The organism is Mesorhizobium sp. WSM4808 (assembly GCF_055811675.1).
Map to the genome: position 1 here is coordinate 1 of NZ_JBVVQX010000025.1, position 13,032 is coordinate 13,032.

General features: G+C 60.6%; 6 protein-coding genes, 5 pseudogenes and 1 other annotated feature. Of the genes and pseudogenes, 9 read left to right on the forward strand and 2 right to left on the reverse strand.

What is annotated here, in order from left to right; all coding sequences use genetic code 11:
* Positions 1-937 precede the first annotated feature (937 nt).
* The gene (locus tag AC0L2U_RS30435) at positions 938-1,138 is read right to left on the reverse strand and encodes a hypothetical protein (protein ID WP_473603126.1); all 201 of its coding nucleotides are present in this window, start codon (positions 1,136-1,138) and stop codon (positions 938-940) included.
* A gap of 383 nt (positions 1,139-1,521) precedes the next feature.
* On the opposite strand from AC0L2U_RS30435, the pseudogene AC0L2U_RS30440 reads away from it, so the two are divergent.
* The 9 genes and pseudogenes from AC0L2U_RS30440 to AC0L2U_RS30480 all read left to right on the forward strand — a co-directional run.
* Positions 1,522-2,463, forward strand: a pseudogene (locus tag AC0L2U_RS30440) (IS630 family transposase).
* 806 nt (positions 2,464-3,269) lie between these two features.
* Positions 3,270-4,246: pseudogene (locus AC0L2U_RS30445) on the forward strand (IS3 family transposase); the annotation flags it as partial.
* Positions 3,552-3,665, forward strand: a sequence feature (AL1L pseudoknot). It overlaps the preceding pseudogene by 114 nt.
* 3 nt (positions 4,247-4,249) lie before the next feature.
* Positions 4,250-5,253: pseudogene (locus tag AC0L2U_RS30450) on the forward strand (IS30 family transposase).
* 4 nt (positions 5,254-5,257) lie between these two features.
* Positions 5,258-5,559 (forward strand): annotated as a pseudogene (locus AC0L2U_RS30455) (integrase core domain-containing protein); the annotation flags it as partial.
* 453 nt (positions 5,560-6,012) lie between these two features.
* The gene (locus tag AC0L2U_RS30460) at positions 6,013-7,314 is read left to right on the forward strand and encodes a M16 family metallopeptidase (protein ID WP_473603127.1); all 1,302 of its coding nucleotides are present in this window, start codon (positions 6,013-6,015) and stop codon (positions 7,312-7,314) included.
* 3 nt (positions 7,315-7,317) lie between these two features.
* On the forward strand, positions 7,318-8,703 hold the full coding sequence (locus AC0L2U_RS30465; protein ID WP_473603128.1) for a M16 family metallopeptidase: 1,386 nt from the start codon (positions 7,318-7,320) through the stop codon (positions 8,701-8,703).
* A gap of 80 nt (positions 8,704-8,783) precedes the next feature.
* Positions 8,784-8,942, forward strand: coding sequence for a hypothetical protein (locus AC0L2U_RS30470; RefSeq protein ID WP_473603129.1), 159 nt, complete (start codon positions 8,784-8,786; stop codon positions 8,940-8,942).
* 317 nt (positions 8,943-9,259) lie between these two features.
* Positions 9,260-9,778, forward strand: coding sequence for a DUF930 domain-containing protein (locus AC0L2U_RS30475; RefSeq protein ID WP_473603130.1), 519 nt, complete (start codon positions 9,260-9,262; stop codon positions 9,776-9,778).
* 11 nt (positions 9,779-9,789) lie between these two features.
* Positions 9,790-10,203, forward strand: a pseudogene (locus AC0L2U_RS30480) (Tn3 family transposase); the annotation flags it as partial.
* A 942-nt stretch (positions 10,204-11,145) separates the two neighbouring features.
* Here the strand turns inward: AC0L2U_RS30480 and AC0L2U_RS30485 are convergent.
* Complete coding sequence (locus tag AC0L2U_RS30485) at positions 11,146-12,924, reverse strand: hypothetical protein (RefSeq protein WP_473603131.1); 1,779 nt, start codon at positions 12,922-12,924, stop codon at positions 11,146-11,148.
* Positions 12,925-13,032: the final 108 nt, after the last annotated feature.

The window sequence follows — 13,032 nt, forward strand, 5'->3', positions numbered from 1 at the left end:
CCGAAGCCATGATCGCGGAGGCTCCGAAGAAGGAGTCGGCTGGCGGCGGCGGCATGCCTGGCGGCATGGGCGGCGGCGGCATGGGCGGCATGGGCGGCATGGATTTCTAATCCGGCCTCTATCAGCCTCCAGATACGGAAAGGGCGGCAGCGATGCCGCCCTTTTCCTTGAAGTCGATCCGGCCGAAAATGTTCGGCACGTATACCGACCGTATAGCCGTAGTAGCGCTGGTCGTGAAAGCAGGACTAGAAGCGAGCGCGGGCACGGATGCGGCGGAGAAGCCGCTGGCCTCGTGGCTTCGAAGACAATCAACGATTCGAACCCTCTCATGAGCATGAGGGAGCGGTGGCGAAAACGTGCTCGGCCTAGATAATATTCGCACCTCCCCAAGTCGCCTAGAGCATGAGGCAGCAGCGGCGCTTGCCGTCGAGATCAAACAGAAGCGTGGGCTCGTGAAGCGGCCACTCATCCGGCATCGACCTGACTGCCATCCCGAACGATAGCGGTCGCGGCGGTGGCCAGAACCACCATCGGAATAGCATCCGGCCTTCTTTCATCCCGAAGAAGGGTTGAGCGACCACTCCGTTTCGCCAGCGCGAATGCGGCAACTCCATTGATCGCGGCAATTCGGATTGGCGGGGGCGCAGCACTGATATATGCAATGATTATGGAAAAATGGGCATTCGCCCCGCAGCGCCAAGCAGCGGTCTCATTCGGACAGACGAAGTGCCTGGTGGACCGAGCAGGATCGGCAGCAACCCACGCCGAACCGTCCCGATAGAGTTCACAGTCATACATCAGGGTCCGTGGAACGCTGTTTCCCCATATCTCAGCCAGCCCATTGACCCTTGGCAGCGCATCTGAAACGCCGGCAGCGACAACTCGACGGCTCTCCGCGGAGGCCGTCGGGCAGTAGAGCCGAAACCGTCGCGGCTCCTCACCCGTTCGGCCGTTCCGTCGTACAAGGGGGTCGCGTAGCGCGAAAGCTGCTCAGGCGACCGTTCCTGATCTCGGCCGGATCGACGCCGCCATGGGACAGGAAGGCAGGCAAATGGCTGGAAAAAGCGTTCGGCCGCAACCCGGCGTCGATCACCAGGAACTTGGCGCGGGCGCGGCGGAACTGCTGGGCGGCGGCCATTCCGGAATAGCTGCCGCCGATGACAATAGGCGCAGCGAAATTCCGAAGTTTGTGAGCGATAGGCCTCGGACTCCCATTCGATTGCAGACTCGGCTTATGCCTTGACGGGCGTTCATGATTGCCACCTTGGAGATCGCCTCAGAAGCGACGCCCAAGCGGAAACATTAGCACGTCCGCGTTTTGGCTCGGCTGCTTGAACTCCTCGCCGGCAACTGCCTCCAATTAGCAAATCCAAGGCTTCGCGACCCCTCCGGCTCATCGGGTCATCACCTCGCAGATAATGATACGCTCGACCTAGAGCACGTCCGGCGATCGATGAATCGATTGTGATGTGACGCGAATCGGTTTGGCTGATTCAACGTCCACTTTTATGGAGGTGGACGATGGCGAGAGCACTTGGTGAGGATCTGCGGTCACGTGTCGTGAAGGCTGCGGGTGAAGGAGCATCGGCCCGGCAAGCAGCGGCTCGGTTCGGTGTCGGGATATCGAGTGCGATCCGCTGGATCGGCAGAGCCCGGATGGGCGAGACGACACCACGACCGCAGGGACGACGGCGCGGCTCGCGTCTCGACGCCCATGCCGACTTCATCATCGGGATGATCGAGGAGCGCAAGGACATCACGCTGAACGAGATGGTGGAGCGGCTCTTGGCCGAGCGGTCCATGCGCATCGGCCGCAGCACGTTGAGCGACTGGCTGCGGGGGCACGGCTGGACTTCAAAAAAAGTCCGCACACGCACTGGAGCAAGATCGCCCCGACATCCTGAAGCGCCGGCGTGCCTGGTTCGACGGCCAGCTCGACCTCGATCCGGCAAGGCTCGTCTTCATCGATGAGACCGGGCTGTCGACCAAGATGGCTCGCCTGCGCGGAAGAGCGCTGCGCGGCGAACGCTGCCGGGCCGGCGTGCCGCACGGTCACTGGAAGACCACGACCTTCACCGGCGCGCTCAGGCTGACCGGAATGACCGCGCCCTTCGTCTACGACGGCGCCATGAACGGGTCGTGTTCCTCGCCTATGTCGAGCAGGTGCTGGCGCCAACGCTGACGCCAGGCGACGTCGTCGTCATGGACAATTTGCCGGCGCACAAGTCCGGGGGCGTGCGCGAGGCGATCGAAGCCGCCGGTGCAAAGCTGATGTTCCTCCCGCCCTACAGCCCCGACTTCAACCCCATCGAAAACGCCTTCGCAAAGCTCAAGGCACTCCTGCGGGCGAGGGCCGAGCGAACAATCGCAGCCCTATGGGACACCGTCGGCGCGCTCGTCGACCTTTTTACGCCAACAGAATGCGAAAACTACTTCAAGGCCGCAGGCTATGAACCGGATTAAACCGGACTGCTCTAGATGCACTCGCGCGGCGGAAAAATCGCTTGTCATTTTACCCTCTCAGTTGCCGCCCGCGTTAGCCGTCTACGAGGTGAGGGTCGCGCAATCGTCAATTTCCTTGGACGTATTTGATTTAAATCGCAGATGATCCATGGAGTAGCCAAACACCGGTTGTATGCGAGAGCCCCTGATTGCGTCACCCTGGCCCGGTTGACTCTGCAATAGGGTTACCACAAGCCTTGCCAATGTGTCCCCAGCATCATCCATAAGCCGTCCCGAGTTTCTGACCTGTCGAGCCATGGCACGCGCAGGCTTGCGGCGGCAATCAGCCGGATGGCGAAGATCGCGGCGAATGCGGCAGCAAATCGGAAGCAGACTGCCGTTTGTGCGGTCGGGCATTGATTCCTAGATAGGAAATTCCGCCATTACATCTCGCTGATGGCACAGCTTGCGAACGCAAATGCAGCGCGCCCTCGTGACTGACACCCTAAACAGCGAAATCGTCATCCAGTGACCCATGAACGCAATAACGCCGGCACATTGTCCGGGACATATGGGTTAGTCCCGGCGCCAAGAGACCTATGTGGTCGCTCTCCTCGCCGAATAGAAGCTGAGGAATGCCGCGCAGTTAACGGCTCGTTAATCATGCGGGGCGTAGCCAAGAAGCGTCACATCACCTACCCAATCACATGTGACCTTAAAGACCCGGCACCCAGATTGTGCCGAGTCTTTTTGTTAGGGTAGCCTGGTCCAATTGAGTGAACCGCCCCGGGTTGATCGGAGGCTCCAACTCCTGAGAAGGTGGAGCCATGACAAGCAAGACGACCAACAAGTTCTCTCCCGAGGTCCGGACTCGCGCGGTTCGGCTGGTTTTGGATCACGAAGGCGAGCATACGTCGCGGTGGGCTGCGGTCTCGTCGATCGCCGCCAAGATCGGCTGCACGGCGCAGACGCTGCATGAGTGGTGAAGAAGGCCCAGCGCGACAGTGGCGTGCGAGTCGGGTGCCTACGGATGTTGCGACGAAGCTGAAGGCACTGGAACGCGAGAACCGTGAGCTTCGACAGGCCAATGAGATCCTGCGCAAGGCGAGCGCGTATTTTGCCCAGGCGGAGCTCGACCGCCGGTTCAGGCCATGATCGCGTTCATCGACGATCACCGCCAGACGCACGGGGTCGAGCCGATTTGCAAGGTGCCGATCGCCCCGTCGACCTACCACGACCATGTCGCGAAGCGGGCTGATCCCACCAAACTATCGGCTCGCGCGAAATCCGACGCCGCCTTGAAGGACGAGGTCCGACGCGTGTTCGAGGCTAACTTCCGCGTCTACGGCGTTCGCAAGGTCTGGCGGCAGCTACAGCGCGAGGGCTTCGATGTCGCTAGATGCACGGTGGCGCGGCTGATGCGGGTGATGGGTCTTGAGGGCATCATCCGCGGCAAGCGGATCCGCACCACGGTGAGCGACAAGGCTGCACCTTGCCCTCTCGAGCACGTCAAGCGCCAGTTCCATTCTCCAGCGCCGAACATGCTGTGGGTCTCCGACTTCACGTATGTCGCGACCTGGACCGGCTTCGTCTACGTGGCCTTCGTCATCGACACCTATGCGCGAAGGATCGTCGGCTGGCGGGTGAGCCGGACGGCGCATGCCAGCTTCGTTCTGGACGCTCTGAAAAGGCTCTCCATGATCGGCGGCCCTTGCAGGGAGGCGGGCTCATCCATCACAGCGGTAGAGGCAGCCAAGGCGGATTCAATCGGTCGTCGCAACACCTGTACAAAGGAGGTTGCGATGGCATCCAAAAGCGACGATCACACCTATCTGGACGATCACACCTATCTGGACGAGCACCGTTGCCGTCACCGGGGCGGCCGCCTAGCGGGGCGATCTGAGCTCCACCGGTTCTGGTTGGGGATCGCGGAGGGAATGACCAGCGAGGATGCTGCATTGGCGGCTGGTATGTCGCAGCCTGTCGGAACCAGATTGTTCCGACGGGCGGGCGGCATGGCACCAGTGATGTTCAGATCTTCAACCAAGCCGCCATCAGAGCGGTACCTCTCATTTGCCGAACGCGAGGAGATCGCACTTCTTCGCGTTCAGGGTCTTTCGAGACGCGAGATCGGACGCCGACTTGGCCGATCCGCGTCGATCATCTCCCGTGAACTGCGACGTAACGCGGCGACGCGGAGCGGCAACCTGGACTACCGTGCCAGCACCGCGCAGTGGCATGCCGATCGGGCGGCCAAGCGACCGCGCCGTGCCCGGGCACTGGGAGGGCGATCTAATCCTCGCCTCGGCAGTTCCGCGATCGGCACGCTTGTCGAACGTACGACGCGCTTCACTCTGTTGCTGTACCTGCCGCGAATGGAAGGCCATGGACAGGGTAAGACCATAAGGAACGGACCGGCCTTGGCAGGACACGGAGCAGAAGCGGTGCGGGACGCCATCACACGATCGATTACCACGTCTTCCCGACTATCTACGCCAGTCGCTCACATGGGATCAGGGCGCGGAAATGGCCCAGCATGCCCGGCTAAAGATCGAAACGGGCCTGCAGATTTATTTTTATAATCCTCAAAGCCCTTGGCAGCGCGGCACGAATGAGAACACGAACGGCTTGCTGCGACAGTACTTCCCTAAGGGCACCGATCTCAGCCAGCACGGTGCCGACGAACTCGATGCGGTCGCGCATGCGCTCAACACCAGACCCCGCAAGACGCTCGGATGGAAAACTCCCGCAGAAGCGTTCGACCAAGTCCTGGCAAATGGTAAGATCGAGACTGTTGCGACGACCGATTGAATCCGCTCAATACGTCTCTATCAGATACACCGAGCGCTTGGCGGAGGCTGGCGTCGAACCTTCGGTGGGCAGTGTCGGCGACAGCTACGACAATGCTCTCGCCGAGACGATCAACGCCTTTACGAGGCCGAGGTGATCCATCGACGCGGACCATGGCGCTCGTTCGAGGCCGTCGAGTTCGCGACGCTGGAATGGGTCAACTGGTTCAACAATCGCCGGGTACTGGAGCCCATCGGCAACATCCCGCCGGCCGAAGCCGAGGAACGCTACTACGCCATGCTCGAAGAGCCGGCCATGGCAGCGTGACTCAAACGAAACGGCCTCCGGCAAACCCGGAGCGGTTCAGTGTCAGATGTCCGACAATGTCGGATACGCAACACACAGAGTCCGATTAATCACATTGCCGAAACGGTTTTCTCATTTGGCACGGTGCGTGCGTGGTCATCGCAAACACATACGAAGCCAGGAGAGTCGTTGCATGATCCCCCACCAAAAAATGCCGCCCCACCTTTCCACGACGCATTCAAAGATAATGCTCGAGTCGGGCCTGGCAGCATGCTGAGGGCTCATCTGGCCCGGCGCTGCCCACCTATCCACTTTCTCCCAGTGAGGGCGACGAGAACGCAGCACCTTCAAAATGAAGGACAACTCACTTCGCCTCGAACCTTGCCCATTGCCCGGTCACCACAACCGAAGCCATCGATAAATCTTCGGTCTGGCTGGCTGCGCGGGACACTTTTTGCGACCGCGCTGTCGTTTGTGACCACCGCCGCTCCAGTTCTGGCGGCCACCAATGACATCAAGGTGACGAATTTCCTGCTCGATAACGGCATGGAGGTTGTTGTCATCCCCGATCACCGCGCGCCGATCATCACTCATATGGTGTGGCACAAGATCGGCAGCGCCGATGAGCCGCCGGGCAAGTCCGGCATCGCGCATTTCTTCGAGCATCTGATGTTCAAGGCGACGACCAATCATGCGGCCGGCGCGTTCGACCGCGCCGTCTCCGCCATCGGCGGTTCGAACAACGCTTTCACCTCCTATGACTACACCGCCTTTTACGAGACGGTGGTGCCGCAGGCGCTCGAGCAGATGATGGATTTCGAGGCCGATCGCATGCGCAACCTCATCCTCAACGACGACGTCATCGCCACCGAGCGCGACGTCATCCTCGAGGAACGCCGCTCGCGCATCGACAACAATCCGCAGGCAGTGCTCGGCGAGGAGCTCGACGCCACGCTGTGGCAGAATCAGCCCTATCGCATTCCGGTGATTGGCTGGATGCAGGAGATGGAGAAGCTGAACCGCGCCGACGCCAAGGCTTTCTACGACAAATATTACATACCCAACAACGCCGTGCTGGTGGTGGCCGGCGATGTCGAGCCGGAGGTGGTCAAGGCGCTGGCCGAAAAGACCTATGGCAAGATCGCACGTGGTCCAGATCTGCCGCCGCGCATCCGTCCGGTCGAGCCGGAGCAGAACACCAGGCGCACGGTGACGCTCACTGACGCGCGTGTCAGCGTGCCGAACTTTTCGACGCAATGGGTGGTTCCCTCCTATCGCACTGCGAAGCCGGGCGAAGCGGAAGCGCTGGACCTCCTGGCGGAGATCCTCGGCGGCGGTAGCCGCAGCCGGCTCCACCAGCAGCTTGTCGTCAAGCAGGGCATCGCCGCCGCGGTCGGCGCCTATTTCCGGGGCACCATGCTCGATGCCACCAACTTCACCGTCTATGGCGCGCCGCGCGGCGACGCCAAGCTGGCCGTTGTCCAGGCGGCGGTCGAGGCCGAGGTCGCCCGCATCGCCAAGGACGGCGTCACATCAGGCGAGCTGGAGAAGGCCAAGGATCGTTTCGTCCGCTCGATGATCTTCGCCCGCGACGAGCAGCGTTCGATGGCCTACATCTACGGCAAGACGCTCGCCACCGGCGGCAGCGTCAGGGACGTCGAGGAATGGCCGGACCGCATCCGCAAGGTCACCGCCGGTCAGGTTAAGTCCGTTGCCGCCCGCTATCTCGTGTCCGACCATTCGACCACTGGCTATCTCTTGCCCAAGGACAATTGACCGATGACAAACCAACTCCGCAGCGCCTTTGCACAAGCATTGCCTTCTCCCGTTGGAGAAGAAAGGGCCGCGCGCCTCGTCACCTTGCTGGCCGTCCTTGCTATTTTCTTCCTCATCCTGCCGGCGCTCACCGCCCGTGCTGAGGTGAACATCCAGGAGGTGGAATCTGAAAAGGGGATCACTGCCTGGCTGGTGGAAGACCACACGCTGCCGATCGTCACGCTCCACTTTGTCTTCGACGGCGGCACCAGCCAGGACCCGGCCGGTAAAGAGGGGCTTGCCAAGTTGATGACCGGCTTGTTCGACGAGGGCGCCGGCAATCTCGACAGCGAGAACTTCCAGATAAAGCTGGACGACGCCGGCGCCGAAATGAGCTTGGACGCGTGGCGCGACGGCATCCATGGCTCGATACGCCTGCTTTCCAAGCGCCAGGACGCCGCTTTCGATCTGGTCGGGCTAGCAGTGAACAGGCCTCGCTTCGATCAGGAGCCGGTCGACCGCATCCGCGCCCAGCTTCTCTCCGGCATCATCTCCAACGAGCGCGAACCTCACGCGATAGCCGAGCTTGCATGGCGGCGCCAACTCTACGGCACGCACCCGTATTCGAGGCCACCCGAGGGCACCAAGAAAAGCCTGGCCCGCATAACGCCCGCCGATCTAAGCGCCTTCCACAAGGCCGCTTTCGCCCGCGAGGGGCTGCACGTGGCGGTTGTCGGCGACATCGATGCCAAAGCCCTGAGTGCAAGGCTCGACCAGTTGTTCGGCGATTTGCCTCAGAAGCAGGCGCTCGCCCAGGTACCTGATGTCACCCCGAAGCTCGGCCAGCGGACGTTGGTCGCATACGCCCTGCCCCAGACTTCGCTCCAGCTGGCTTTTCTCGGCGTCGGACGCAGCGACCCGGAATTCTATGCCGCGCAACTGATAAACGATATACTCGGAGGCTCGCCATTCACCTCACGTCTGTTCCAGGAAGTGCGGGAAAAGCGTGGCCTGGCCTACCATGTCTCCTCTAGCTTGGACACGTACGAGCATTCCAACTCGCTTGTGGTGACCACCTCGACGCGCGCCGACAGGGCGGCAGAGACGCTCGACCTTATAAGACGAGTAATCAAGGAACTGGTGGACACCGGGCCAACAGCGGCCGAGCTCGAAGCGAGCAAGAAGTATCTGATCGGCGCCTATGCTACCGACAATCTGGGTTCCTCCAGGTCGATTTCAGCGACGCTTGTCGGGTTGCAGCTCGACAAGCTCGGCATAGACTACATCCAGCGCCGCCCGGCCCTCATCGAGCAGGTAACGCTCGACCAGGTCAGGGCAGCGGCGAAGAAGCTGCTTTCTGCCGAGCCCGCCATTATGGGCGTTGGCCCGCGGCTAGACGGTGGCCCATGAATAATCTCGCTCTACATGTCGCTACGGTCAGGCGGGTTCCTCCGAGGCCGCAAAGATCCGCCACAAAAAAGAGGAATCACATGCGTATCCCGATGCTCAGCATCAGCGGCTACGACGCACGCTCGATTCCGGAGGAGCAGCGTCCGGCGACTGAGGTGCAAGGGTATGTCTTCCCTTACAACGCCTCGACAACGGGAGATCAGCCGAAACCGCCTTCCGAAGAGCCTGCCGCGACTTGAAAATCGATAGCTTTGCCGATGCAGGGGAAAAATGGTCAGCATGTTCCTAACGCAATAGCACCGAGCCTTGCGATTTCGGTGACGCTGTACCTGATCGCCATCTTAGCCGTTGGATCTTTCCGACTAGGGAATCCTAAAATGAACCCCCAGGCTGCAGTATCTGCACAGCCCACTGTTGCTCAAAACGAAAGCAAGCCCATCGCATTGGTCGCACCAATTGCCCAAGCACCTGAGCAAGATAAAAAACCAGCAATAACCAACGAGCCGTCCCCTCAAGGAGACGGCATGGTTCGGCCAAAGAGCTGTTTTCAGCAAAAGTGCTGGCAGATCCGCGACGCAAGGAAGCTTTGGTTGCGCTGCGACAACTGGACCCGAATGATCGTATCATGCAACTCTGCAACATCGAGGCTATGGAACAGGTCCATGTATGGGAGTTCGACTTCCAGCCGGATTTCGTCGTCGCTATGGCCGACACAAAGCTTTCCGGTTTTACACTCCAGGCGGACGGCGCGGCGCTTCGAAGCAAAGGGCATTGGTACGACACCAAGTTCAAATGCGAGGTGACCCCGGACTTAGAAAAAGTGGTTGCCTTCGATTACTCGCTGGGCGCGGAAATCCCAAAGAGCGAGTGGGAACACATTCGCTTCCCGACGGCGAAGGCCCATCCGACTGAGGTCAAAGTCCCTGTGTATGCTTGGAGTGTCATTTCGCCTCGTCCCGGAACCGACCCCAATCTGGCGATCTTCCGGCGAATATTGTCGACGGCGATCAGGTCGCGGTACACAACCTCCAATACCGCCTGCCGCACGACCAGTCGTCTTGGTCCTGAGTTATAGACTGTCTCTGGGCTCGACGACGGGCAGAGAACGCGATCGTTTCGGGTATCTCGCTGGATCGGCTTACATTATTGAACAGGCTATTGGAGGTTGATCCGGTGATCGGCCAGACCCGCTTCCATTAACTGCGATCAGCGCCAGACGCGCCAGGTGCGTCAAACCTGGTTGGCTGACAGAACGGATCGCTTTCCTGCGCACGCTGGAGATCGATCCGAAATAGCAGATGCGGTTTCCTCGGGTCGGTGGGACCAGATGATCCGTGGAGGGAACGCCACGCCGGCCTGGCTGGCCATCGATTTCAGTGCCAGCCGTCGGCACGCTTTGATCGTGGCGCAGGTCATTAGCTCGGCCAGAAGCTCACCGACGATGCAGTGTCGATGTATATCAAGCCGATGGGTGGGCTGTTCTCGCAAGCCGATAACCGGGTCAACCTCCAATAGCCTGTTCAATAATGTAAGCCGATCGGGCGGGATACCTTCGACGAGTTCTTTCTCAGCCCGTCGGCGAGCTGTCGCGCGACCGCAGTAGCACCGCGGAGGAAGCGCGCGACACCGTGGAGGCTCGCGGAGCAGGTCGTGTCTCTGCCGCACGGCACCAAGCGCGACCTGCTGGCCCTGGTCAAGAAAATGGTTGCGCTCGACCGGGCGGCAGACGGAGCGAATAAGCACCAAACCTGATTGATCCCGCACCGATCATTGTCGTTGCATAAGTAGCCCTCGGGAGCGTTGTTCGCGCTGTTTTGTGCCATCTTACGGAGACACGTTGCTTCGCATGACGTGCAGGCGTCGACCGGCTATCGGTGGAATAGTCAAAAGGCTGTCGTACGGGTCGTCTGTGCGGGGAGCCTGGCCATCGATTGACGCTGCGCAGCCCCGGCGGTTGCCACGGAGTGATCGGCACCTCCGATCCGATGGTTGCGGGGGTAGGCCGCTTGTGTCGTTCCTGTATTGACTTGCGGCGCTATAGTTGCTCGCGCGGCAACGACAGTCGAGGCCGTATAGCGGAATGACAGCCTCTGGCGTCAAAAAAGAGAATGGCGGACGTTCATCTTGAGGGGAATAGTGTACTGCCAGAATGGCCCGCCCCATAAAATGGAACGGGACTCATGCCTGACCAAAGATCCATCGCGCAGATCATGTCGAGGATCGACGCGCAGGCTATCCGCCGTGGTGGAATTTAGGAAGGCGACCCGGCGGCTCGCGCCAGGGTGCCTGCCGGCAATCGGCCGGGCGATGTACCTGACGCGAATGGCTCGCTGCGCATCACCTGGGGCAAGGTGGCGGGGCGAACACGCGACGGGCAGATCTGGACGCCCCTTCACCACGCCGTTCAATAAGCCTTGAAGGTCATCCGTGAGCCCTAACCAACTAGGGCAATAATGCTGCCAGGGCGCGAGCCCGATACTCCGGCTCGTCAATTCGGTCGGCAAGGGCAGCGAAGCGCCGTTGTAGATCGGGGGTAACCTCTGCCAAGCTTTGCCGAAGGCCTTCAAGACCTCTTGCGAGATACTCGGGGGCGATGCTCTTGGCCAATGTAACGATGCCATGCTGCACTTCGGGCGCAAGCCTTGGTAGGCCGGCTCCGAGGCCCCGTAAGGCCGAGGCGCGATTGGCGTCGTCAAGTCGCTCGGCACGGAAGATTAGTCGCTTCTGCAGATCGGGCGAAAGCCTCGCCACGCCGGCTCCAAAGACCTCGAGGACCGAGGCGCAATCCTCCGGATCGAGCCTCTCGACCTGGCTGACGAGACTCTGCTGCAACTCGCGCGCAAAATCAGTGATACCCGTTACGAGCGCGCTGAGGGCCAAGGCGCGATGGTATGGTTCGTCAATGCGGTTGGCGACGTTCAGGAGACGCTGCTGTAGCTCTCGCGCAAGCCTTGCCACGCCTGTTCCGAAGCCGCGTAGGGCCGAGGCGCAATGCTCCGGGTGCTCGAGACTCTCAGCGAGGCCGACGAGGCGCTTCTGGAGAGCGAACGGAAGCTCTGCGACACCCACTGCAAGGGCTTCTAGAGCTCGGGAGCGATTTAAGGGGTCAAGTCTCTCGGCAAGGTCAATGACAGCATCCGGCAAATCGCCCGAAAGCCTTGCCACGCCGGCTCCAAGGCCCTCGATGAACCCGGCGCGATGCGGGTCGTCGAACCTCTCGACGTGACCGACGAGGACCTGCTGCAACTCGGGCTCAAAACCAGTGATACCTGTTCCGAGCGCGCTGAGGGCCAAGGCGCGATACTCTGGTTCGTCAATGCGGTGGGCGACGGCCAGGAGACGCTGCTGTTGCTCTGGCGCAAGCCTTGCCACGCCTGTTCCGAAGCCGCGTAGGATTAGGACGCAATCTTCGGGATCTTCATGTTCCTCGGCGAAGACGACGAGACGCTCCTTCAACTCAGGCGCAAGCCTTGCCACGCCGGCTGCGAGGCCCCATACGGCTGTAGCGCGATTTGCATTTTCAAGTTTCTCGGCGACCACCACAAGACGCTGCCGCAGCTCGGGCGAAAGCTCTGCTATTCCGGCGCCAAGGCCCCATAGTGCCGAGCCGCGATCCTCTGGCGCGTCAAATTTCTCGGCGACAATGACGAGACGCTTCTGCAGCTCAGGCGGGAGGCTAACCAAGTCCGCTCCGATCTCCTCCAGGGCCGAGTTGCGCATATTAGGGTCGTCATGCTTCTCGACTAGTTCGACGAGAGCATCCTTCTGCTTATTTAGGAGGCAATTGAAATTGCGCGCCAGTGGTTGGATCACGCCGGAATACATCACCCCAGCCAAGGGACTTGCTGCCGGTTGCTGTAACCTTCCCCAGATGCCCTGGACTCGGGCAGCCCGTTGACGACTTTCTTGATATGCCGGAAGTGGCTGGACGACATCACGCAGCTCAGGACCTAATTGCGCCAAGCTCAGCAGATCGATCGGATCAAGCCTCTCAGCTGTGTCACCTTGTTCAAACAGTAGAGAAAGGATACTGCTGGGTTGCCCCTCCCTGGTGCGTGGGCCTTGAAACTCAGAGCGCGTCTGCGGCACCACAGAACTGGATGCTCCGCCGGCTTCTTCAAACCGAACAAGCGGCCCGGTGGGAGGATCGTCCGTTGTATCAAGGTCGATGGCACTAAACAACCGCATGGGGGCCTTGCCACGGACGTCAATGTTCCTCATGATTCACCTCCAACGGATCAACGACTATTATGCCCAGCGGGAACCACGGCCAGCGGGTGCATGATTTGTGCTCACATCCTGATGTGCAAATAATGCGCCACTTGAACG